Source organism: Sinomonas sp. ASV322 (assembly GCF_030908245.1).
Classification (GTDB): Bacteria; Actinomycetota; Actinomycetes; order Actinomycetales; family Micrococcaceae; genus Sinomonas.
The window spans coordinates 132,342-154,833 of record NZ_JAVFJJ010000003.1 but is presented as its reverse complement, the minus strand read 5'-3'; the positions used below and the strand labels follow the sequence as shown (position 1 = coordinate 154,833).

Annotated in this window: 22 protein-coding genes and 2 tRNA genes; 5 read left to right on the top strand and 19 right to left on the bottom strand. The window is 70.6% G+C overall.

The window, feature by feature from the left end:
- Positions 1-4: 4 nt before the first annotated feature.
- From RBS12_RS05465 to RBS12_RS05445, 5 genes are all read right to left on the bottom strand, one after another.
- On the bottom strand, positions 5-244 hold the full coding sequence (locus RBS12_RS05465) for a hypothetical protein (protein WP_307965064.1): 240 nt from the start codon (positions 242-244) through the stop codon (positions 5-7).
- Between the two features lie 7 nt (positions 245-251).
- Positions 252-1,136, bottom strand: a complete 885-nt coding sequence (locus RBS12_RS05460; protein WP_307965063.1) for a CoA ester lyase — start codon at positions 1,134-1,136, stop codon at positions 252-254.
- A gap of 62 nt (positions 1,137-1,198) precedes the next feature.
- On the bottom strand, positions 1,199-1,384 hold the full coding sequence (locus RBS12_RS05455; protein ID WP_307965062.1) for a hypothetical protein: 186 nt from the start codon (positions 1,382-1,384) through the stop codon (positions 1,199-1,201).
- Between the two features lie 113 nt (positions 1,385-1,497).
- Positions 1,498-1,935, bottom strand: a complete 438-nt coding sequence (locus RBS12_RS05450; protein ID WP_307965061.1) for a pyridoxamine 5'-phosphate oxidase family protein — start codon at positions 1,933-1,935, stop codon at positions 1,498-1,500.
- Positions 1,936-2,014: 79 nt separating this feature from the next.
- Positions 2,015-3,715 (bottom strand): glycoside hydrolase family 13 protein, encoded by a 1,701-nt coding sequence (locus tag RBS12_RS05445; RefSeq protein ID WP_307965060.1) that lies wholly within the window; start codon positions 3,713-3,715, stop codon positions 2,015-2,017.
- A 130-nt stretch (positions 3,716-3,845) separates the two neighbouring features.
- Here RBS12_RS05445 and RBS12_RS05440 point away from each other — a divergent pair, with 130 nt between their 5' ends.
- Positions 3,846-5,069: an ROK family transcriptional regulator gene (locus tag RBS12_RS05440; RefSeq protein ID WP_307965059.1), complete on the top strand. Its 1,224-nt coding sequence runs from the start codon at positions 3,846-3,848 to the stop codon at positions 5,067-5,069.
- Between the two features lie 126 nt (positions 5,070-5,195).
- On the opposite strand, the gene RBS12_RS05435 is transcribed toward RBS12_RS05440, so the two are convergent.
- Together RBS12_RS05435 and RBS12_RS20210 are read right to left on the bottom strand one after the other, a co-directional pair.
- The gene (locus RBS12_RS05435; protein WP_307965058.1) at positions 5,196-5,777 is read right to left on the bottom strand and encodes a hypothetical protein; all 582 of its coding nucleotides are present in this window, start codon (positions 5,775-5,777) and stop codon (positions 5,196-5,198) included.
- A gap of 25 nt (positions 5,778-5,802) precedes the next feature.
- Complete coding sequence (locus tag RBS12_RS20210) at positions 5,803-6,069, bottom strand: PadR family transcriptional regulator (RefSeq protein WP_373886480.1); 267 nt, start codon at positions 6,067-6,069, stop codon at positions 5,803-5,805.
- A 218-nt stretch (positions 6,070-6,287) separates the two neighbouring features.
- On the opposite strand from RBS12_RS20210, the gene RBS12_RS05430 reads away from it, so the two are divergent.
- Entirely contained in the window at positions 6,288-7,193 is a 906-nt protein-coding gene (locus tag RBS12_RS05430) for an NAD(P)H-binding protein (RefSeq protein ID WP_307965057.1), read from the top strand.
- A gap of 21 nt (positions 7,194-7,214) precedes the next feature.
- Here the strand turns inward: RBS12_RS05430 and RBS12_RS05425 are convergent, their stop codons facing one another.
- From RBS12_RS05425 to RBS12_RS05385, 9 genes are all read right to left on the bottom strand, one after another.
- Entirely contained in the window at positions 7,215-8,132 is a 918-nt protein-coding gene (locus tag RBS12_RS05425; RefSeq protein ID WP_307965286.1) for an aldo/keto reductase, read from the bottom strand.
- An 11-nt stretch (positions 8,133-8,143) separates the two neighbouring features.
- Positions 8,144-9,193, bottom strand: a complete 1,050-nt coding sequence (locus RBS12_RS05420; protein ID WP_307965056.1) for an acyltransferase — start codon at positions 9,191-9,193, stop codon at positions 8,144-8,146.
- Between the two features lie 90 nt (positions 9,194-9,283).
- Positions 9,284-9,970 (bottom strand): SGNH/GDSL hydrolase family protein, encoded by a 687-nt coding sequence (locus tag RBS12_RS05415; RefSeq protein ID WP_307965055.1) that lies wholly within the window; start codon positions 9,968-9,970, stop codon positions 9,284-9,286.
- 132 nt (positions 9,971-10,102) lie between these two features.
- A tRNA-Met gene (locus RBS12_RS05410) sits at positions 10,103-10,176 on the bottom strand.
- 56 nt (positions 10,177-10,232) lie between these two features.
- Positions 10,233-10,304: transfer RNA gene (locus RBS12_RS05405), tRNA-Thr, on the bottom strand.
- A gap of 278 nt (positions 10,305-10,582) precedes the next feature.
- Positions 10,583-12,667: a DEAD/DEAH box helicase gene (locus tag RBS12_RS05400; protein WP_307965054.1), complete on the bottom strand. Its 2,085-nt coding sequence runs from the start codon at positions 12,665-12,667 to the stop codon at positions 10,583-10,585.
- Positions 12,668-12,974: 307 nt separating this feature from the next.
- Entirely contained in the window at positions 12,975-13,622 is a 648-nt protein-coding gene (locus tag RBS12_RS05395) for an MOSC domain-containing protein (RefSeq protein WP_307965053.1), read from the bottom strand.
- Positions 13,623-13,704: 82 nt separating this feature from the next.
- The gene (locus tag RBS12_RS05390) at positions 13,705-14,379 is read right to left on the bottom strand and encodes a response regulator (RefSeq protein ID WP_307965052.1); all 675 of its coding nucleotides are present in this window, start codon (positions 14,377-14,379) and stop codon (positions 13,705-13,707) included.
- On the bottom strand, positions 14,376-15,935 hold the full coding sequence (locus RBS12_RS05385; RefSeq protein WP_307965051.1) for an ATP-binding protein: 1,560 nt from the start codon (positions 15,933-15,935) through the stop codon (positions 14,376-14,378). The genes RBS12_RS05390 and RBS12_RS05385 overlap by 4 nt, the downstream gene beginning before the upstream one ends.
- Positions 15,936-16,108: 173 nt before the next feature.
- Between RBS12_RS05385 and RBS12_RS05380 the strand changes: the two genes are divergently transcribed.
- Entirely contained in the window at positions 16,109-16,510 is a 402-nt protein-coding gene (locus tag RBS12_RS05380; protein ID WP_307965050.1) for a hypothetical protein, read from the top strand.
- On the opposite strand, the gene RBS12_RS05375 is transcribed toward RBS12_RS05380, so the two are convergent.
- The 3 genes from RBS12_RS05375 to RBS12_RS05365 all read right to left on the bottom strand — a co-directional run bounded on the left by RBS12_RS05375 (position 16,485) and on the right by RBS12_RS05365 (position 20,079).
- On the bottom strand, positions 16,485-17,423 hold the full coding sequence (locus RBS12_RS05375; RefSeq protein ID WP_307965049.1) for a cytochrome b/b6 domain-containing protein: 939 nt from the start codon (positions 17,421-17,423) through the stop codon (positions 16,485-16,487). The genes RBS12_RS05380 and RBS12_RS05375 overlap by 26 nt on opposite strands.
- A gap of 89 nt (positions 17,424-17,512) precedes the next feature.
- Entirely contained in the window at positions 17,513-18,682 is a 1,170-nt protein-coding gene (locus RBS12_RS05370; RefSeq protein ID WP_307965048.1) for a cystathionine gamma-synthase, read from the bottom strand.
- Between the two features lie 11 nt (positions 18,683-18,693).
- The gene (locus tag RBS12_RS05365) at positions 18,694-20,079 is read right to left on the bottom strand and encodes a cystathionine beta-synthase (RefSeq protein ID WP_307965047.1); all 1,386 of its coding nucleotides are present in this window, start codon (positions 20,077-20,079) and stop codon (positions 18,694-18,696) included.
- 127 nt (positions 20,080-20,206) lie between these two features.
- Here RBS12_RS05365 and RBS12_RS05360 point away from each other — a divergent pair, with 127 nt between their 5' ends.
- Both RBS12_RS05360 and RBS12_RS05355 read left to right on the top strand, forming a co-directional pair.
- The gene (locus RBS12_RS05360; protein WP_307965046.1) at positions 20,207-20,893 is read left to right on the top strand and encodes a hypothetical protein; all 687 of its coding nucleotides are present in this window, start codon (positions 20,207-20,209) and stop codon (positions 20,891-20,893) included.
- Positions 20,890-22,491, top strand: coding sequence for a DNA polymerase Y family protein (locus RBS12_RS05355; RefSeq protein WP_307965045.1), 1,602 nt, complete (start codon positions 20,890-20,892; stop codon positions 22,489-22,491). Before RBS12_RS05360 ends, RBS12_RS05355 begins: the two co-directional genes overlap by 4 nt.
- Position 22,492: the final 1 nt, after the last annotated feature.

The window sequence follows — 22,492 nt, the reverse complement described above, 5'->3', positions numbered from 1 at the left end:
TAGCCTAGCGGCCCTTGGGTGGCTCCTGCGCGCGAAGCCTGCGACGCGCATCGCGCGAGCGGATCCCGAGGCCCACGAGATGCGCCACGAGGCCGACGCCGATGATCGCCATCGACGCGTACAGGAGCCACGGGATGTGGGCGAGATTCGCCGTGATGTTGAGGATCAGGCCGACGGCCAAGAAGGCCATGCCGGACAGCACGAACCCCTTGTAGAGCGGCGAGGCGTTCTCCCAGTCGAGCACGTGAAGCTCACGCGGGCCGGACGCCGAAAGCGGTCGCGAGCTTCATGATCTTCTCCGCGCGGCCGAGGCGGGGCAGGTCCGAGCCATCCCGGATGACGCGGCCGTTGGCCTCGAAGTCGCGCATGAAGTCGGACGCCCACGCGACGTCGCTCGGGGTCGGGCTGATGACCTCGTTGATGACCGCGGTCTGGTCGATCGCGAGGCACAGCTTGCCCGTCATGCCCATCATGACGGTGATCGCGCTCTGCTCGCGCAGGATCGGGTGGTTGGTCCCGACCGTCGGGCCGTCGATCGGCCCCGGCAGGTTCCCGACGCGGCTCGCGACGACGAGCTTGGCCCGGGGGTACGCCATGGCCTCAGGGGTCGCGGCCATCCCCGTGTCGCGGCGGAAATCGCCCGAGCCGAACGCGAGGCGGAACGCGCCCTGCGCCTTCGCGATGTTGTTGGCCTCCTCGATCCCGACCGCCGATTCGACGAGCGGGATGACCGGGACCTTGCCGTCCATGCGGTGGAAGCTCTCGGTCACCTGGTCCGAAGACTCGGTCTTCGCGAGCATGACGCCGAGGAGGCCGGGGGTGCCGCGCAGGCCCGCCAGGTCGTCCGCCCAGAACGGGCTCGTCGCGTCATTGACGCGGACCCATGCCTGGCCGCCGGCCTGCATCCAGCGGATGACGTTCTCTCGCGCCTCGTCCTTGTGCGACGGGTCGACGGCGTCCTCGATGTCGAGGATGACGGCGTCCGCGCGGGATGAGGACGCCTCGTTGAACGTCTCGGCCCGCATCGCGTTGACCAGCAGCCACGAGCGGGCGATCTCGGGGTTCACGGCGCGGGCTGGGCGGGAGGAATCAGCGCGGGCGGGGCGTGAAGAATCGGCGGCGGTCAATGACGTCATGGGTCAACGGTATCCCGCACGCGCGCCCTCGTCCTATTCCGCATTCCGAGAGACGCCGAGGCTCACATGCTCAGCGCGTACCTCGAGTTCCAGCCGCCGCAGGCTTCCCACCACGTGATCCCGGACCGTTTCGGCTGTTGCCTTGACCCCGCCGACGAATGGAACGTCGCGGACGCCTCCCGCTCGCCGGCAGAATTACGCGCCTCGCTCGCAGCGTTCTGGGCAGGCTGGGACTCGACGTCAGCCATAGCTGATCTCCTGATTCCTCGAACGGTTCGACGAATCGCTCCCCAGCGCGACGATCCAAGTACAAGTGGACTCCCGGAAACCCGGGTATGTCAAGCGATTTGAGAAACGGCAATCAGCCGAGGAAGACCTGGCGTCCGGTCAGGCCGCTCGGCACGATCCCGACGTAGAAGTCGCGCACGCCGCCCGCCCAGGGTTCCGATGCCGAGAGGCCGAAGAGCTCCGTCGCGAGCGCCTCGTCCTCGACCGGGCGCGCGTCTCCCGAGACGAGGACGGACCATCCGGCCTGGACATCGCGAGACGCGGAATCGATCTGGAGCGCGATCTTCTCCTGCGGGACCGCGGAAGCGATCGCGCCGGCGCGCGACGTGCGGAAGTACACGCCGCCGCGGAGCACGACGTAATGCACGGGAAAGACACTGATGCATCCCTCATGCAGGGACGCGAAGCGACCGATCCCCGACGAGCCGAGCAGCGCCCAGCACTTCTCCTCGTCGAGCTCGACGTCCTGATGCCGGGCCCCGGGCCCGTAGCCGTAATCCACCGTCGACATGACTGCCTCCTCATGAGTCATGGTCAGGCTTACACGGCTACGGGCTTCCGGGGAAGGCCTTTCGGCCTGGGCAACCGGATCAGCGCGCGGCGCGGACCCAGGCGGTCGCCTCGCCGGGGAGCTTGCCGCCTTCGACGTCGGAGCTCGCGAGGAGCACCTCGCCGGCCGGAAGCTCGACGGGGGTCGTCCCGAAGTTGGCCACGACGTGCCAGCCACCGGGACGCACGAAGTGCAGGACGTCGTCGTCGGCCGAATCCTGCCAGCCGAGCGCCTCGGCGCCCTGGAGCTCGTGCCGCAGCGCGAGGGCGCGCCGGTAGAAGGCGAGGGTCGAGCCCTCGTCGTCGGCCTGGACGCTCGCGGCGTAGCCGGCGAACCACTCGGGCTGGGGCAGGTGCGCGCCGTTCGCGCCGAAGCCGAAGGACGAACCCGCAGCCGGCGTGGCCTCCCACGGCAGCGGCACGCGGCAGCCGTCGCGGCCGACTTCGACGCCCTTGTTGCGGAAGAACGTCGGGTCCTGGCGATCCTCGTCGGGGATCTGGCCGACCTCCTGGAGGCCGAGCTCCTCGCCCTGGTACAGGTACGCCGAGCCCGGCAAGGCGAGCATGAGCAGGGTCGCGGCCTTCGCGCGGCGCAAGCCCCGCGCGGCGTCGACCTTGGCCGGGTCGCCGCCCTCGAGCAGCCAATCCGTTCCGTCGGGGCCACCGCCCCGGCGGCCCGTGCCCTTCGGCAGGCCGTAGCGCGTCGCGTGCCGCACGACGTCGTGGTTCGAGAAGACCCACGTCGACGAGGCGCCCGTCGCGGCGGCCTCGGCGAGGTTCTTCGTGATGATCGCGCGGAACACGTCGGCGTCGAAGTCGGCCTGGAGGAGGTCGAAGTTGAACGCCTGGCCCAGGCCCTCGGGAGACGCGTAGCGCGCCCGGCGGTCGGCGTGGACCCAGGCCTCGGCGACGGCCGTGCGGGGCGGGTTGTACTCGTTGAAGACCTTGCGCCACTCGGCGTAGATCGTGTGGACCTCGTCGCGGTCCCAGAGCGGGTGCTCGCCGTCCTTGAACAGGTCGGCGCGGTGGATGGTCTCGAGGCTCGGCAGCTCGGCGTCCATGTCCTTCTTGAGGCCGTGGGCTACGTCGACGCGGAAGCCGTCCACACCACGGTCGGACCAGAAGCGCAGCGTCGCGAGGAAGTCCTCGTGGACCTCCGGGTTGTCCCAGTTGAGGTCCGGCTGCTCCTTCGCGAAGAGGTGGAAGTACCACTGCCCGGGCGTCCCGTCGGGCTCCGTGACGCGCTCCCACGCGCCGCCGCCGAAGATCGACGTCCAGTCGTTCGGCGGGAGCTCGCCGTTCGCTCCGAGGCCGTCGCGGAAGATGTACCGATTCCGGGCCGCAGAGCCCTTCGGGGAGGCGAGGGCCTCCGTGAACCACTCGTGGCGATCCGAGGTGTGGTTCGGGACGATGTCCGCGATGACCTTGATTCCAGCCTCGTGCAGCGCACCGACCATCTCGTCGAAGTCCTCGAGCGTGCCGAGGCGGGGGTCGACGTTGCGGTAGTCGTCGACGTCGTACCCGCCGTCCGCGAGGGCCGAGGGGTAGAACGGGCTCAGCCAGACGGCGTCGATCCCGAGCGCCTTGAGATACGGGACCTTCGACGTGATGCCTTTGATGTCGCCAATGCCGTCGCCGCTCGCATCGGCGAAGCTGCGCGGATAGATCTGGTAGACAGCGGCCTGGCGCCACCAGTCGGCGTCGTGGGTGGTGGTGGCGGCGGTCTCGGCGGACGTGGGCACCGGCTCTCCTTGGGGATGGGCGGAGTCACTGGACTCCTGGCTTCGGTTGGAATAATTTAGACTCTAAATATAGAGTCGCGAGTCCATTATTGTGACGCCGTGCGGAGCACGTCAAGGAGGTTGCCAGCCCGTGCAGGAAAGAAGCGAAACGGGTTCAGTCGGACCCCACGTTGTTCGCCTCGTGACGGCCCGCACCGTGCTCGGCGAGCTCCGGCGCGGCGGACCGCTCACGGCCACCGAGCTCGTCGAGCTCACGGGCCTCACGCGGGCGACCGTCATCGCCGTGTGCGAGGACCTTGTGCGCCGCGGGTGGGCCGAAGAGCTGGACCCCGACCGCACCGGTCCCCAGCGCGGGCGGCCCCCGCGGACGTTCACGTTCCGCGCGCGCGCCGGCGTCGTCGTCGGCCTCGACATCGGCGCCCACAAGACGACCGCACTCGTCGCGGATCTCCGCGGCACGCTCCTCGGCACCGCGTCGCGTGCCCTCCCCCGCGGCGCTCGGACCGCCGAGGCCCGCCTCGACCGCGTGGGCGGCGCGGCCTTGGCTGCGCTCGCCGCGGCGGGCGCCGGGCCCGGAAGCGTGCTCGCGGTGGGAGCGGGGGTCGCCGCGCCGGTCGACCGCAGTGGGCGCGTTGCCGAAGGCTCCAGCTTCTGGGAGATGTTCGACGTCGGCCTCGCCGAGGCGCTGCTCGAACGGCACGGCTGGCACGTGCTCCTCGAGAACGACGCGAACCTCGCCGCCCTCGCCGAACAGTGGCGCGGCGCCGCGCAGGGCGTCGACGACGTCGCCGTCCTCCTCGCGGGCGAGCGCCTCGGCGCGGGGCTCATCGAATCCGGCCGGCTCCTGCGCGGGCGGAGCGGGGGCGCGGGCGAGCTCGCGTTCCTCGCGCTCGTCGACGGCGCCGTCGGCCCGCACGGCATTGCACCGCTCGCGCGGGCGTGGGGGGCCGAGGCGGCCGCTGCTTCGGGCGGACTCGGCGGCCTCGCGCCGTCGCACGTCACCGCCGAGGCGGTCTTCACGGCGGCCGACGACGGCGACCCGGCCGCCCGCGGGGTCCTCGCGCGGCTCGGCGGGCGCATGGCCCGGGTCGTCGCGGTCCTCTGCACGCTGCTCAACCCCGAGCTCGTCGTGCTCGGAGGCGCGATCTCGCCGGCGACAGCCCGGCTGCTCCCCCAGATTAGGGCCGAGCTTCCGCTGCTCACGAACACGCCCGCGCGCGTCGAGGTGTCCTCGCTCGGGGGCGAGGCCGTTGCCCTGGGCGCCGTGCGGCGCGCGCTCGACGACGTCGCCGAGCGGGCGCTCGAGATCGAGCTGCCGGGGGCCACCCACACAGGTCCCCCCGGACACATTTAATTCCCCTGCGACAGGGGCAAATGTGACAATTGTGCAAGAATCCACTTGGTCACGAAGCCATATCCCGGACATTCGCGCATCGCCCCAGCCGCGGAGCCTATCCGCGGGATGGCCCTTCTTGCTTCTCTACAACGGACCAATTCTGTGTTGTCTCACGGCCGCGAAGATGACAGACGTGATGAAGACGATGGCACAGAGCCCCATCAAGCTCAGGGCCGCTCCGCCCCAATGGGTGATCTCAGGTGCTGGCGTGTTCGCATCGGCCGCATCGATCGCCAGACCCAAGACCCACCAGGCGAAGGCTGCGGCCGCCGTCCCGACGATGACCGGGGCAACCATCGCGAAATAGCTCCAGAATGTATGGACTCCCGCCCGGGAAAGGACGAGCACGGCGATGACGAAGACGATGAGGCCAAGGATTATCACCGGGCCGCCGAACAGGAATGCGGCAAGCGCACACAGAGCCAGCGCAGCCCAGCCGATAACCGCCCAAACCGGCCCTAAGCCACCGAGCAGCAGCCGACCCAACCAGCGCTGCCTGAGGTGTGTAGCCATACGCATCGCCCCGCGGCTGACTTCGGCCTCCGCATGCGGGCCCACGGATTTGGCCTCAGCCACATCGCGTCGCCACTCTTCGGCATAGCGCGAGCGCTCTTCGATCGGCGTCCTCTTGACTGCTCGTCGGATTTTGCGTTCCGAGTTGCCCATGTTGTCCCCTCAACTTTCTTGGCAGTTACCGTCCCAGGCGTTCTTCCGCCCACAGGCGACCCTCGGGAAGCAGGGAGTAGAGGCGACGCCGGGGCCCGCGATGCCCAGCGTCGCCCTCCCAGAATGAAGCAATAAACCCGGCTCTCTCCAACCGTTCGAGAAGGGGGTAAATGGTCCCCGTCGGTTTCCCAGACCTGGCGGAGATCAGCAGCCCCCACAGCGCGTCGTCCGACTCCAAAAAGCACGTCAAGACCGCCCGGAGCGCCGGCGTGAGCCGCAAGTAGGTGCCCATGCTCATACTATATATGTAGGAACAGGCGAGGGGAAGGCCGTTCCTCTCCCGAGCATGGTTGGTAGGGTCGCCAAGACCAGTCGGATCATGTGGGGGTGCGGCAAGAAGCCCTCGGAGGATCAGCGACGCAGCTCCTGAACTGGCTCCGTCGGGCCTTGTGGGCTCGCGGCCGCGCGCGTAGCGTGCCAACGGGCGGGCAAAACGACAGGAAGCCGACCATGAACAGTTCACCGGTTCTGGTGGTAGGCGGCACGGGGTTTGTGGGCGGCCAGGTCGTCCGTGCCCTGCAGGATCGCGGCAAGAGCGTGAGAGCACTTGTGAGGCCGGCGTCGGACGCCTCACGGCTCGAGACGGCGGGCGTGGAGATCGCCCCCGGGGACATGATGGACTTCGACTCGCTCATGCGGGCGATGGAGGGCGTCGACGCGGTCGTCACGACGGCGGCCGGCTACACGCGCCACAGCAAGGGCGACACCGCTGAGATCGACGTGACCGGGAACCGCAATCTCGCCGACGCTGCCGCGCGGGCAGGGGTGCACCGTTTCGTCCTCACGAGCATCCTCACGTGCGACCAGACGCCGGACCTGCCGCACTTCTGGCACAAGAAGCTCATGGAAGACCGGCTCGAGCAGCAGCAGGTGCCGTTCGTGGCCCTTCGTCCCGGCGCCTTCCTCGATGGCATCCTGAGGTTCGGCGGAGACCCGTTCGCCAAGGGCCGGCTCTCGTCGTTCGGTTCTCCCGGAACCCGGCTCACGTACGTCCTCACGGCGGACGTCGCCGCGTACCTCGCTGCGGCAGTCGACGCCGACATCGCCGCCGGCGAGCGCATCGACATCGGGTGGGATCGCGCTGTGAGCATGCGGGACGTCGCCGATATCTCCAGCAAGCTCCTCGGCCGGCCGATCACGGTTCGCTCCGGGCCGTCCGGGCTCATGCGCACGGCGGGCCGCGTGCTCGGCCCCGTCGTGCCGATGGCGAGGGACATGGGCTCGATGCTCGCCTGGTTCGAGACCGGGCGCTACGTGGCGGACACGACGCGCCAAGCCCAGGTTTTCGGCGTTCCCACCGCCGAGGACGCGATCGCCAGGTTCATCACCGGCCTCGGGCACCCGCTCCGCGCCTGAGGGCGGACCGTCGTCGCCCGCCTATGGCACGCGCTTGCCGCGTGCCGTCTGGAACAGCGCGAACCATTCGGCCCGCGTCATCGCTTCCGCGACCGCCTCGGCGCCGGCGCACGCCCGGATGCGAACCGGGTTCGCGGAGCCGATGACCGGCGCGATCCGCGCCGGGTGCCGCATGAGCCAGCCCAGGACGACCGCCTCGGGCGTCGCTCCCTTCGCGGCCGCGAACTCGGCGACGAGTGCCGACGTCGCGCGGTCGGCGTCGCTCGCCTCGGCCGGCGGGCGCCCCGTGTAGCGGCCCCCCGCGAGCGGCGACCACGCCTGGAGCTCGATCCCCTCCCGCACGCAATGCTCGAGCGTGCCGTGCGGGAAGCTGACCCCCGCACCGTCGCCGTGATTGACGAGCACGACGCTCTCGGCGAACGCGTGATGCCGAAGGCTCAGCTCGAGCTGGTCCGCCACGAGCGGGACAGGCAGGTGGTCCTGAAGCGCGTCCATCTGGGCGGCCGACATGTTGGACGCGCCGATTGCGCGAATCGCGCCGTCCGCGACGAGCCGTCCGACGGCGTCGCCCACCTCCGCGGGGTCGAGCAGCGGGTCCGGGCGGTGCAGGAGCAGGACGTCGAGATAGTCGGTGCGCAGCCGCCGCAGGGTGCCTTGGACGCCGTCGAGAATCGCCCGCCCGCTCAGGTCGTAGTGGCCGAAGCCCCCCGCCTCGCCGAGCCGGATGCCCACCTTGCTCTGGATTCGAATCCGCTCGCGCAGCCCGGCGTCCCGCGCCAGGAGCTCGCCGAAGACCGCCTCGGCCTTGCCGCGGCCATAGATGTCGGCATGGTCAAAGCGTGTGATGCCGAGTGAGAGCGCGGCCTCGACCGCCTCCGCGGCGGAATCGATGTGCTCAGGCCCGTAGTCGGGCGCGTCCCACGGGCCGCCAAGGCCCATGCATCCATAGATCAGGCGGGAATCCACCTCGCCATCCTAGACCGCAGGGCCGAGGCAACGGGCCGCGTGACGCGGTGGGCGATGACAGCAAGCACGAACGAGGCGGCAATCGCGATCCAGCCGACCTCGAGCCAGTCCGAGTGGTTCAGGACGCCGAGGATGCACAGGACCGGGTAGTGCCACAGATAGATCTCATAGCTGATGCGGCCAACGTAGGCCACGGGGCGGAGCGAGAGCGCCCGCCACAGCGGACCCTCGGGGCCGCGCACGATCGCCAGGACGAGGAGAAGCGTCCCGAGATCGGAACTCACGACATCGATCGTCGAGAACGGCTCGATCGACGATCGTAGGACGCTCAGGCCGAGCAGCGCGAGACCGGCGATTCCGGCCCATCGGCCCACCTTCACGTTCGTCCGATGCATCGCGACGGCGACGACGCATCCGGCCATGAGGCCGCACGCCCGCAGAATGAACGAGACCTCGGCCGACTGGGCCTCGGCCGCGAACGCCGCGAGGACCAGGATTCCCGTGGTCGCGGCGGCACCGACAAGGGCCCAGCGCCGGCGGCCCCGCAGGATCCACACGAGAACAGGCGGCCACAGGGCGTAGAACCACTCCTCGACCCCGAGCGACCACGTGTGCTCATAGGGCGAGAGCGTCGTCGCGCCGGATTCTGCGCCGATCGGCATGACGTAAAAGAGCGAGAGGGCAGTGCCGCCGAGGGCCGTCGTGAGGCCCATGGTGATCGCGATCGGGACGAGGACGACGGCGAGCATGAGAACGAGCGGCGGCCCAAGCCGGGCGAGCCTCCGGAAGTAGAAGCGGCGAAAGGACACGGCCTTCCGCGCGTCGTACTCTTCGAGCAAGAGCGTCGTGATGAGGAAGCCGGACAGGACGAAGAAGACGTCCACGCCGCCCGCGCCGCCGAAGTGCGCAGGCATGATGGCGTGGTACACCACGACGAGGGTGATGGCCACGGCCCGGAGCCCGTCGAGCGCCGGAACGTGGCCGAGCCGTGAGGCTTGTACTCGGGCAACAGGCAACGATTCGGTAACGGTCACCTGATTCAGCCTAACCAGCGACTCTGGGAGCCACTCACAGGAAACGCTTCCACGGGCGGGCGAGGGCGGATGCCAGCCGACGCCGCCGGGTCAGCTGACCGGATCAAGGAGCGCAAGCCCCAGTGCGCGCCCGATGATCCGGGCCCCCCGCTCGGAGGGGTGCACGCCGTCGTCGGTCATTCCCGCGGCATAGCGCTCGCCGTCCCGAACACCGGCAACGGCGTCGACGAAGGTCCAGCCGCGCTGGACCACGAAGCGCTCAAGGGTTTGGTTGAACGCCGCGGTGCCCTGCGGATTGTCGTTCCGCGGCGGAATCGCGGAGACGACCACGCGCTTCGTCCCAACCGTCGCGACGATCTTCTCGAGATTCGCGGCGGTCGCGGAGAACGGCACCTGCTGGGCGAGATCGTTGGTCCCCGCGATGATCGCGAGGACGTCCGCGTCTTCCGGTGTGGCGTTCGCCGCCATGACGGCCGTCGTGGCCCCGCCCCGCGCCCAGCCGCCGACGAAGCGGAGCTCCGGGCCGACGGCGTACGTGATCCACGAGAGCGAGCTCGTCCTGCCTCCGAGGAAATCGGGGCTGTTCGCGTAGGTGATCGAGTCGCCGATGGCGGCGAATCGGGCGACGTGCTGCGGCGCGGGCCAGACGGGCTCCCCGGGCGCGTCCTGCTCCGCCGTCCCCGAGGGGCGGGCGGGACCGGCTTGTACGACGGCGGAGCCTCCGAGCGTCGGAATCGTCGCCCACGCGACAGCGATGACTGCGACCAGGGCGATCACGACTCCCCCGATGGCTTGCGCGCGCCGACGCCGCATCTCGGCCCCCATCTCTCGCAAGGGCTCGCCCCACCCGCCCGGACAGGCGGATGGCTCGAGACGACGAAAGCCCCGGCGAACCGGGGCTTTGAGTCGTAGCGGTGGGGAGGCTCGATCTCCCGACCTCACGATTATGAGTCGTGCGCTCTAACCAACTGAGCTACACCGCCATACGAAAAGGGCCACACGTTCCGGCCACAGCCGTGAACGCTAACCCTTTTCAGAGAGCCCCCCACGGGAATCGATCCCGTGACCTCCATCTTACCAAGATGGCGCTCTACCACTGAGCTAGGGGGGCAACAGACAGATACTTTACCGGAGCCACCAGCCTCTGAACAAATCGCGCCGCCCCAGGGTGTGGTCCGGCAGAACGCCGCCGATGGCCCACCGTTCAGCCGGTTTCCCGCCCTGACGGGGGTTGTTTGCGGCGGAACTCCCACCATCCGGCGGAACTCCCACCATCCGGCGGAACTATCGGCGCGCTGCGCGGCGAACCGCTGAGGAGAGGCAGCCAAGAGGCACGGCGGGCCGGCCACTCGCGAAGAGTGGCCGGCCCGCACTGCAGATCACGCGATATCAGCCGCGGCTGCCGCCGAAGCGGCGAGCGCCGCCCGAGCCCGAGCCGCCCTTGCGGCTCCCGCCGAAGCCACCACGGCCTCCTCGGTCGCCCTCACGCGCGCCGCCCCAGTCGCCGCCGCGCGGACCACGGTCGGACCATTCGCCGTCGCGCGGACCACGATCGCGCCCGCCGAAGCCGCCGCGGTCGCCGAACCCGCCACGCGACCCGCGGTCGCCCCAGTCGCCGCCGCGCGAACCGCGGTCGAAACCGCCACGCCCGCCGCGGCCGCCGAAGCCGCGGTCGCCGCCGCGATCGTCGCCGTCGCGCGCGGGCCGACGGCCCGAATCGAGCTCGAGCTTGATGAGCTCGCCGCCGATGCGGGTCTTCGAGAGGGCCTTCCACTGATCGCCCGTGAGGTCCGCGGGAAGCTCGACGAGCGAGAAGTCCGAGCGGATGTCGATGCCGCCGATCTGGCTCGAGTGGAAGCCGCCCTCGTTCGCGAGCGCGCCCACAATCGAGCCGGGCTGCACGCGATGGCGCCGGCCCACGGCGATACGGTAGGTTGCGCTGCCCTCGGCGGGGCCGCGCTGGCCGCGGCCGCCCTGGCCGCGGTCGGCGCGACCGCCGTCGCGCGCGTCCCGGGTGCCACGCTCGCCGCGCTTCGCGAAGTCGGGAACGCTCGGGAGCTCCTCGACGAAGAACGGGGCGTCGCCCTGGACCATGACCGCGAGCGCCGCCGCGATCTCGGCCGCCGGCACGTTGTGCTCGGCCTCGTACGAGGCGATGAGGTCGCGGAACAGGGAGACGTCCTCGGACTCGAGGGTCTCGGAGATCTGGTCCGCGAACTTGCTCATGCGCAGCGAGTTGACGGTCTCCGCCGTCGGGAGCGACATCTGCTCGACGGCCTGGTGCGTCGCCTTCTCGATCGCGCGGAGGAGGAACTTCTCGCGCGGGGTCATGAAGAGGATCGCGTCGCCCTTGCGGCCCGCGCGGCCCGTGCGGCCGATGCGGTGGACGTAGCTCTCGGTGTCGTGCGGGATGTCGTAGTTGATGACGTGGCTGATGCGCTCGACGTCGAGGCCGCGCGCCGCGACGTCCGTCGCCACGAGGATGTCGATCTTGCCCTCGCGCAGCGCCTCGACGGTGCGCTCGCGCTGCGCCTGGGCGATGTCGCCGTTGATCGCGGCGGCCTGGAAGCCGCGCGCCTTGAGCTTGTCGGCGAGGTCCTCGGTGGCCATCTTCGTCCGCACGAACGCGATGACGCCATCGAAGTCCTCGACCTCGAGGATGCGGGTGAGCGCGTCGAGCTTGTGCGAGCCGACCACCTGGACGAAGCGCTGGCGGATGTTCGTGCCCGTCGTGGTCTTGGACTTGACCGTGACCTCTTCGGGATCGTTGAGGTACTGCTTCGACATGCGGCGGATCTGCGACGGCATGGTCGCCGAGAAGAGCGCCACCTGGCGGCCGTCGGGCGTCTCCTGGAAGATCCGCTCGACGTCGTCGGCGAAGCCCATGCGCAGCATCTCGTCCGCCTCGTCGAGCACGAGGTACTGGAGCTCGGAGAGGTCGAGCGAGCCCTTCTCGAGGTGGTCGATCACGCGGCCCGGCGTGCCGACGACGACCTGGGCGCCGCGGCGGAGGCCAGCGAGCTGGGGGCCGTAGGCGGAGCCGCCGTAGACGGGCAGGACGGTGAAGTCCTCGAGGTGCTTCGCGTACGACGTGAACGCCTCCGCGACCTGGAGCGCGAGCTCGCGGGTCGGCGCGAGCACGAGGGCCTGGGTCGCGCGGGACGGGCCGTTGACGTCGTGCAGCTCGGCGAGGCGCGAGAGCGCGGGGATCGCGAACGCGGCCGTCTTGCCGGTGCCCGTCTGGGCGAGGCCGACGACGTCGCGCCCCTCGAGCAGGAGCGGGATCGTCGCAGCCTGGATCGGCGAGGGCTTCTCGTAGCCGACGTCGCTGAGCGCGGTCAGGACGCGCGCGTCGATGCCGAGGTCGGTGAAGAGCACGCCGCGCTCTTCGCCCTCCTGCGAGGCGGTCTCCGAAGCCGGGGCTTCGTCGCTGATGGTGTCAGGTTCGATGGCGGTGTCGAGGGTTTCAGACATAGGTGTGTCCTCGGGTTGGGGAGCCTCGGGTGGCTCGTCGGTCAATACCGAAGCCCGGCGCTCTCTCAATCCCGTGGCAGGACTTCTCGCTGCGCTCGGCGCCGCATGCGCACACTCAGCGTTTTCTTCAGCCGGACTCCCCTATGAAACTGCCCGCCCCTGCGGGCCCCTACACGTGCTTCCCTGCCTCAAGAATTGGGCAGAGAGAGGGAATACCGGCACAGTGGGGGATGCAACTATCGTACAGGACGCACGACGGCGCCGCTCGCCGTCGTCGTCTGTCGCGCCGTGAGCTTGGGCACAGACGCTAGACGCGGCCCAGAACGCGCTCGATGTAAGGGCGCAGCTCGGACGCGATCCGAAGCGTCCCCTCGGATTCGGCATCGAGGAGAGCCTCGGCCATCTCGGGCGTCGGATCGGAGAGCCACTTCCCCACGCGGACGCCGTGGTCGGGGACATGCTCGACGACGAATTGCTCGCCGGCCTCGATGTCGCCCGGCGTGATCACGCGGAGATAGGCGCCGCTCAGGCCCGAAGCCATGAACCGCTTGACCCAGCCGTCCTCGCCGACGCGGCGCGCGAACGTCGCGCACGGAACGCGCGGCATGGTCACCTCGAGAAGGGTCCCGCCCGCGAACCGCCAGCGTTCCCCGATGACGGCGCGGCTCGCCGTGATCCCGTCGACACGAAGGTTCTCGCCGAAGTAGCCCGGCGGGATCTCGCGCCCGAGCTCGCGAGCCCACAGCGCGGCGTCGTCCTCCGAATACGCGTAGACGGCCTTGTTCTCGCCGCCGTGGTTCGCCCGGTCCGCCTGCACGTCGCCGTGGATGCCCAGCCGCCGCACGCGCACGGGCCCGTCGACCGGGCGCTTGTCGATCGCCGTGACCCCCACGTTCCCGGAGTCGGGCAGAAGCTGCTGGACGCGGCAGACGGCGACGATGCGGGCGGTCTTCATGGAGCACAGCCTAGCCCCCGACGGGTTCACGCGGGACCACACGGGATCCCTGTCCGCGGCGCACGCAGGCTTGAGCGCCCGGTCACGGATCGAAGCGATACCCGATCCCCGCCTCGGTCTTGAGGTGGCGCGGATTCGACGGATCCCGCTCGAGCTTGCGGCGCAGCTGCGCCATGTACACGCGCAGGTACTGGCTCTCCTTCGCATACGCGGGACCCCAGACCTGCATGAGGAGCTCGCGCTGCGTCACGAGGGTGCCCGGCTGGCGGACGAGCACCGCGAGGATGCTCCATTCCGTGGGCGTGAGGCGCACGTCCTTCCCGTCCCGGGACGCGCGGCGGGCCGCGAGATCGACGGCGAAGTCGCGCGTCTGGACGCGCGGCGCCTCGGGCCTCGTCGTGCCGCGCCGCGCCGCCGCGCGGAGGCGGGCCATGAGCTCCTCGAGCCCGAACGGCTTCGTCACATAGTCGTCCGCGCCCGCGTCGAGGGCCTCGACCTTGTCCTCGGCGCCGTGCCGGGCCGAGAGCACGATGATCGGGACCGACGACCACTCTCTCAGCCGGCGGATGACCTCGACGCCGTCCATGCCGGGGAGTCCAAGATCGAGGACGACGATGTCCGCGGGCGTCTCCGCCGCCGCCGCGAGGGCCGCCTCGCCCGAGGGTGCCGTCACGGCCTCGTAGCCGTGCACGCGCAGGTTGATCTGGAGGGCGCGCGCGATCTGGGCCTCGTCCTCGACGACGAGCACGCGCGTCACGGCGCGCTTCCCGCCGGAGCGGGGGCGCCGCCGTCGTCCGCGCTCTCGCGCACCGGGCCGCCGAGGAGGGAGCCGCCGTCGTGCTCCGCGAGCGGAAGCACGACCCGCATCGTGAGCCCCCCGCCGGGCGTCCGCTGGGCAACGATTCCCCCGCCCATCGCCTCGGCAAAACCCTTCGCGACGGCGAGCCCGAGCCCGATGCCGCTCGCCTGCCCGCCCGAATCGCTCACGCGCTGGAACGGGCTGAAGACCGCGAAAAGCTGCTCGGGCGGGATGCCGGCTCCGTGGTCGATGACCCTCAGTTCGCCCGTGCCGCCGCCATCGGGGCCCGGCTCGCCGAACCCGGCTTCGAGCTCGATGGGCGAGTCGGGCGCATGTTTGACGGCGTTCTCGACAAGGTTCGCGACGATGCGCTCGAGAAGCACCGGGTCGGCGACGACCGTGGGGCCGCCGTCGGCAACGCGGTCCTCGATGCGGGCCGCGACGTCCCCGGGCCATGACGGGATGCCCTCGCGCCAGCGCACGGGCCTCAGGAGCGGGGTGACGCTGTCCGCCGAGATGCGCGACATGTCGAGCAGATTCCCGACGAGCACGGAGAGCCTGTCCGTGTAGTCCTCGATCGTGGCCAGGAGCTCGGCCCGGTCCTCGGGCGCGAAGTCGACGCCCGGCTGGCGCAGGCTGCTCACGCTCAGCTTGATCCCGGAAAGCGGGGTCCGCAGGTCGTGGGAGACGGCTCGGAGGATCGATGTGCGAATCTTGTTCCCCTCCTCAAGGCGACGGTTGGCCTCGCGGCTCGAGGCGAGCTGGCGGCCCTGGCGGATCGCGACGAGGTAGGCGCCGAACGCCTCCATCATGCGGCGCTCGGCCGGTTCGAGGGCGCGGCCGCCCGCGAGAAGGGTGTAGTCCTCGTCGGCGACGACGACGTCGTCGGCGGCCGGCAGCGTCACCGGCGGCGCCTTGCCGGCGCTCGCGACGACCTCCCACCCGGGGCCGACCTCGAGGGGCGTGCCAGGCTCACGGCGGTCGAGGAGCGTCACGGCGCGCAGGCCGAGCGCAGCGCGCACGCGCTCGAGGAAGTCCTCGAGGCTCCCACCCGATCCGAGCATCCCCCGCGCGAGCTCGGCCATCGCGCGCGCGTCGGACTGGGCGCGCGTCGCCTGCTCGTAGCGGCGGGTCGCGGCGCCGACCGCGACCCCGACGGCACACGCGACCGCGAGGAAGATCGCGAGCTCGCCGACGACCTGAGGGTCCGCGATGTGGAAGCTCCCGATCGGATCGACCGAGAAGTAGTTGAGAAGGACGGCGCCGACGACCGCCGCGAACGCCGCGGGCCACAGCCCGCCGACAACGGCGACCGCAACCGCGGCGGCGAGCTGGACGAGCATCGTCATCGCGACGTTGTGGTACCCGCTCGCGACGACAATCGCCTCGACGGCGCTCGGCAGGACAACCGCGAGGGCGAGCCCCCAGAGCGTACGACGGCGGTCGAGCATTCCGAGCTGCGCGAGCCCGAGACGGTGCTCGGGGGCGGGAAAGAGCGGCGCGCGCTGCGGCATGTGACCATGCTTGCACACCGCGGAGGCGGCCACGGGTGCGTGGGCGTGGCCACGGGTTGGGTGGGATCTGGCCAATCGTTGGGAGGCGGCGGGTTTCGCGTCATAGTCGCGGGGCAGGCGGCTCTCCCTTGGCAGGAGGCGCAAAGCGCGCCTCAAGCGGGAAGGATTTGGCCATGGCCGGACGATCACTCGAAGGCCTGTGTACGGCGCTCGAACACGCCCTCGCCCAAGGGGACGCCAGGGCGCTGCGCTCGCTCTACGTCCCGACGGCAGTGCTCGTGCTCGTCGTCGGCAAGGTCCGCTTCGAGGCGACGCCCGACGACGCGGCAGTCGACCGGGCACGGCTCGGCCTCCCGATCGGGATCTCCTTCAGGAGCATCACCGAGATGGGCGGCTGCGGCGAGATCATCCTCGACTGGTCCGTCTCGGGCGTCACGACGGACGGCACCCTGCTCGACCTCGCGGGAGACGCCGCGCTCACCTGCACCGAGGTGGCCGGGGACTGGTACATCACCTCGGAGCAGCTGCGCGGCTACGAGCGGGCCGGGATCAGTTCCGGGTCACGGATCCCATAAGCGACGCGACCGGCCGTAGGAAGAGCGGCCGCGCGAGGAACCACGCCGCGACGATGACGACGATCGCGGCCGCGAAGAGTCCGAAGCCCCACCAGCCCTCGCCGTCGTTCGAGGCGAACATGTGGTTGAGGTTCCGCAGCGCACCCGTGGTGAGCACGAGGAAGACGTGCACGACGACGAACGCGACAAAGTAGATCGCGATCGGGAAGTGCAGCGCCCGGGCCGCCTCGATCGGGTACACCTTGTTGAGGCGCGGGGCCTTGGCCGGCCAGGCGCCGGACGTGCGGAGACCCGTGAGGATCATGAGCGGGGCCGCGATGAACACGGTCACGAAGTACGCGAGCAGCTGGAGGGCGTTGTAGTTGACCCAGCCGTTCTCGAGCGGCCAGTCGAGCGAGGCGTACTGGATGACCACCGAGACCGCATGCGGGAACACGTCCCAGCCCGTCGGGACGATCCGCTTCCACTGCCCCGTGGAGAACAGCAGGATCACGTAGATGAGCCCATTGAGCACCCAGAGGGCGTCGAGCGTGAGGTGGAGCCACAGGTCGAGGCTGATCTTCTTGGGCTGGCCCTTGGTCTTGATGAGGCCCTTGTTGTTGCGCTTCCAGTAGCCCTGCGGCCGCGTCGTGAACCGGACCTGCAGTCCCGAGCGCACGATGAGCACGACGAAGAACATGTTGAAGAAGTGCTGCCAGTTGAGCCACGCCGGGAGGCCGGTCGGCGCGTCCGACGGGAGCGACGCGTGGCCGGGATAGGTCGCGATGAACTGCGCGATCGCCTCGGTGCTGCGCAGCCATCGGGCCAGCAGCACGAGCAGCCCCAGCACGATGATCGCGCCGACGGCGATCGCGGCGGGCTTGAACCAGGGCGCCTTGGTCCAGGCGGAAGCGGTCGAGGGCGACGACGGCATCGTTCGGGGTCCTCTCAGGTTGGTTCGGGCGGTGGGAGGGGGAAACTCGGGGCGGGTGGGAGGGGAAAACTCGGGCGGTGGTGGAAGCGTCAGAGTCGGCTGATGGCCTCGTCGAGGTCGGTGATGAGATCGTCCGCGTCCTCGATGCCCACGGAGAGGCGGACGAGGTTCTCTGGGACGGCGAGCTCGGTCCCCTTCACCGACGCGTGCGTCATCTCCGACGGGTAGTTCATGAGGGACTCGATCCCGCCGAGCGACTCCGCGAGCGTGAACAGGGTCGTGGACTCCGCGACCTTGCGCGCCGCGGATTCGCCGCCCGAGAACTGAACCGAGATCATGCCGCCGAAGCGCCGCATCTGCCTGGCCGCGAGCTCGTGCCCGGGGTGGTCCGGAAGGCCCGGGTAGAGCACCTTCTCGACGCCGGGGCGGCCCACGAGCCACTCGGCGATCCTCTGCGCGTTGTCCGAGTGGCGCTCCATGCGCACGCCGAGGGTCTTGAGCCCGCGCGTCGTGAGGAACGCGTCCATGGGTCCGGACACGGCACCTACCGCGAACTGGACGAAGCCGATCTTCTCGGCGAGCTCGTCGTCGTTCACGACGACGGCGCCCCCGACGACGTCGGAATGCCCGCCGATGTACTTCGTCGTCGAGTGCACGACGATGTCCGCACCCAAGGCGAGCGGGTTCTGGAGGTAGGGCGACGCGAAGGTGTTGTCGACGACGAGGAGGGCCCCGCCGTCGTGCGCGATCTCGGCGAGCGCGGCGATATCCGTGATCTTCATCATCGGATTGGACGGCGTCTCGACCCACACGAGCCGGGCGCCCTGCGCAACGGCCGCGCGCACGCCGTCGAGCGCGGACATGTCGACGGGCTTGTTCTTGATCCCCCAGCCGCCGAGCACCCGGTTGATGAGGCGGTAGGTGCCGCCGTACGCGTCGTTGCCGAGCACGATCCGGTCCCCGGGCGAGCACAGGGCCCGGATGAGCCCGTCCTCGGCCGCGAGGCCCGAGCCGAACGAGAACGCGTGGCGGCCGCCTTCGAGGGCGGCGAGCTGCTCCTGGAGGGCGTCGCGGGTCGGGTTGCCGCCACGGCCGTACTCGTAGCCCGAGCGCAGGCCGCCGATGCCGTCCTGGGCGTAGGTCGAGCTGAAGTGCAGGGGCGGGACGACCGCTCCCGTGCGGGGCTCGAACGCCTGGCCCGCGTGGACGGCGCGGGTGTTGAAGCCTGTGCTGTGCGTTTCCGCGCTGTTCTCGCTCATGCTGCGCTCCTCTACTTGTTCAGACTGGCCAGGAGATCGTGGCGCGTGACGATGCCGATCGGCGCGCCGACGAACGTCACCATGAGGGCATCCTCGTGGGAGAGCATCTTGCGCGCAGTCGCCTGGCTCTCGAGCGAGCCGATGACGGGCAGCCTCGGGCCCATGTGCTGCGAGATCTTGTCGGTGAGCTTGGCCTCGCCGCTGAAGAGCTTCGCCGAGAGGGTGCGCTCGTCGACGGCGCCGAGCACCTCGCCCATGACGACCGGCGGCTCGTTCGAGAGGATCGGGAGGTGGCTCACGCCGTACTCGGTCATGATGTCGATGACGTCGCGCACCGTCTCGTTGGGATGCGTATGGACGAGGTCCGGGAGCTTGCCGTCCTTGCCGCGCAGGATGTCCCCAATCGTCGCCTCGGACTCGCCGGGCAGGAAGCCGTACGAGCGCATCCAGTCGTCGTTGAAGATCTTGGCGAGGTAGCCCCGCCCGCTGTCCGGGAGGATGACGACGACGACCGCGGACTCGGGCAGGTCCCGCGCCACACGCAGGGCCGCAACGACGGCCATGCCCGACGACCCGCCCACGAGGAGGCCCTCCTCGCGCGCAAGGCGGCGGGTCATGGCGAACGAGTCGGCGTCGCTCACGGCGAGGACATCGTCGGGGACGGCCTTGTCGTAGTTCGCGGGCCACATGTCCTCGCCGACGCCCTCGACGAAGTACGGCCGGCCGCTGCCGCCCGAGTACACCGATCCCTCGGGATCGGCGCCGATGACCTTGACCTGGCCGCCGTCGGACTCGGGCCGCTCCTTCGAGACGTCCTTGAGGTAGCGGCCCGTTCCGGTGATCGTGCCGCCCGTGCCCGCGCCGATGACGACGTGGGTGATCTTGCCGTCCGTGTCGGCCCAGATCTCGGGCCCCGTGGTCTCGTAGTGGCTCGCGGGGGCGCCGGGGTTGGAGAACTGGTCCGGCTTGAACGCGCCCGCGATCTCGCGGACGAGCCGGTCGGAGACGCCGTAGTAGGACTGGGGCGACTCGGGCGGGACCGCCGTCGGGGTCACGACGACCTCGGCGCCGTAGGCCTCGAGCACCGCGCGCTTCTCCTCGCCGACCTTGTCCGGCACGACGAAGATGCACTTGTAGCCCTTCTGCTGGCCGACGAGGGCCAGGCCAACGCCCGTGTTGCCGCTCGTCGGCTCGACGATCGTCCCGCCGGGCTCGAGCTGGCCGGAGCGCTCCGCCTCCTCGATCATCTTGAGGGCAATGCGGTCTTTGATGGAGCCGCCGGGGTTGAGGTACTCGAGCTTGACGAGGACCGTCGCCTTGATGCCCTCAGTCACCTTCTGCAGCTTGACCAGCGGCGTGTGCCCGATGAGCTCGACGACGGAGTTGGCGTATTTCACGCCCCCAACTCTATCCGCTGGGGCCGTTGCGGGGCGTCTCGCGCGAAGCCTCGCGTAGCACGATGATTTCTCCGAACCGACACTTCAGCAGGTTGACTTAATCGAACATACTTTCGAAAATAGAGGTATGTCTCTGCCTCTCCCCACGCTGCCCCCCACACCTTCTGGTGCGGGCACGCTCGAGGAGCTGCAGGAACGCATCCACGTGCTCCAGGGGCGGCGCAACCGCGAGGGCTCGTACCCCGTGCTCCCGTGCTTCGCCCCGCTCCTGCCGTCGGGCCTGCGCGGCGGCACGGCGTACTCGCTCGACGTTCCGCTCTCCGTGGCCATGGCCCTGCTCGCGGGCGCCTCGTCCGAGGGACAGTGGTGCGGAGCCGTCGGATTCCCGGACTTCGGCGCCGAGGCCGCCGCGGGCTTCGGCATCGCCCTCGACCGGCTCGTGCTCGTCCCCGATCCCGGGGAGCACTGGTTCCCCGTCGTCGCGGCCCTCGCCGACGTCCTGCCGCTCCTCCTCGCCCAGGGCCCGGGGCGCGTGGCGCCCGGCGAGGCCGCGAAGCTCGGGTCGCGGCTGCGCGAGCGGGCCGGGACGCTCCTCGTCCTCGGGCCATGGCCCCAGAGCGAGGCCGTCCTGCGGATGCGCGGCACGAGCTGGGAGGGCCTCGGCGAGGGCTATGGGCATCTCTCACGACACCGCGTGGACCTCGAGCTCACGCAGCGCGGCCTGGCCCGCAGCGCCGTCGTCGACCTCAGCGCGCCGGACGTCGTCGCGCTCCGCACGGGTGCCGCGCGCCCGGCTGCGGGGGGCTGGCCGTGAGCGGCTCCGGGAACGGCGTGACACGCGCCCTCGTCGTCTGGTTCCCGGACTGGCCGCTCGTCGCCGCCCAGCTCGCGGGCGAGCTTCCCGACCGGGTTCCCGCTGCCGTCATGGAGAAGGGGCGCGTCGCGGTGTGCTCGGCGGAGGCGAGGAACGCGGGCGTCGTCCGGGGACTCCGTCTGCGGGAGGCCCAGTCGCGCTGCCCCGCGCTCGTCGTCGCACCGGCCGACGCCGCCCGGGACGCCCGCGAGTTCGAACCCACGCTCCTCCGCTTCGACGAAGCGCTCCCAGGAGTCCAGGTGCTCCGGCCGGGGCTCTGCGCGCTGCGAGCGCGCGGCGCCGCGCGCTACTACGGGAGCGAGGAGGCCGCCGGGGGCGCGGCCCTCGAGGCGGCCTCACGGCTCGGGCTCGAGGCCCGCGCGGGGATCGCCGATTCCGTCTTCGCGGCGGAACAGGCGGCACGCAGGGCGGACGAGCTCTCTCCCCTGCTGGTGCTCGCTGCGGGCGCCTCGCCCGCATTCCTCGCGCCGCTGCCGGTGAGCGTCCTCGGCGATCCCCAGCTCGGCTCGCTGCTCATCCGCCTCGGGATCCGAACCCTCGGGGACTTCGCGGCCCTCCCACCGTCGGACGTCCGCTCGCGCTTCGGGGCTGAAGGCCTCGAAGCCCACGCGCGGGCCCAAGGGCACGACGCGCGGGCCGTGACGCCCCGAGTGCCGCCCCCGCCCCTCGATCGCGTCGCAGACTTCGAGCCCGGGCTCGACCGTGTGGACCAGATCGCCTTCGCCGTGCGGCCCACAGCCGAGGACTTCGTCGAGGGGCTGAGGCTCCAGGGGCTCGCGTGCACAGAGCTGCGCGTCCAGATCACGGACGACGCCGACCAGCGCTCCGAGCGCTGTTGGGGGCACCCGCAGCATTTCGGCGCGAACGACGTCGTGGACCGCGTCCGCTGGCAGCTCCAGTCCGGTCCCACCGATCCTCGCGCGCACGTGCCGAGGACCACCTGGCGTTCGACAGGCGACGGCCTGGCCGCTCCCGTCGTGCAGATCCGCCTCACGCCCGAACGCACCGACCAGCTCGGGCGCCGTGGGCAGGCCCTCTTCGGGGGCGTCGACGAGCGGCTCGACCACGGTCTCCGCCGTCTCCAGAGCATGCTCGGGCACGGCTCGGTGCTGCACCCGGTCGCGAGCGGGGGCCGACTCCTCGCCGAGCGCTGCCTCCTGCTCCCGTGGGGCGAGGCGCCGCCGTCGGGCACTGCGGCCCTCTCCACTCAGCCCTGGCCCGGGACGGTCCCCGAGCCGCTCCCGGCCACGGTGTTCCCCGAGCCGCTCCCCGTGGAACTCGTCGACGACGCCGGGTCCACCGTCCGCGTCGGGCCCCGGGGAGATCTCGTGGCACCGCCCACGTGGTTCCGCCCCGGCCCCCGTGAGGACCGCAGAAGGGTCCGAAGCTGGGCTGGCCCGTGGCCGCTGCGGCAGCGATGGTGGGACGCCGATCAGAGCCGCCACGCCGAGCGGTTCCAGATCCTCGACGACGACGGCGAGGCCTGGCTCCTCCTCGGCGAAGAAGGGGCCTGGCGGGCCGAGGCCCGCTACGACTGAG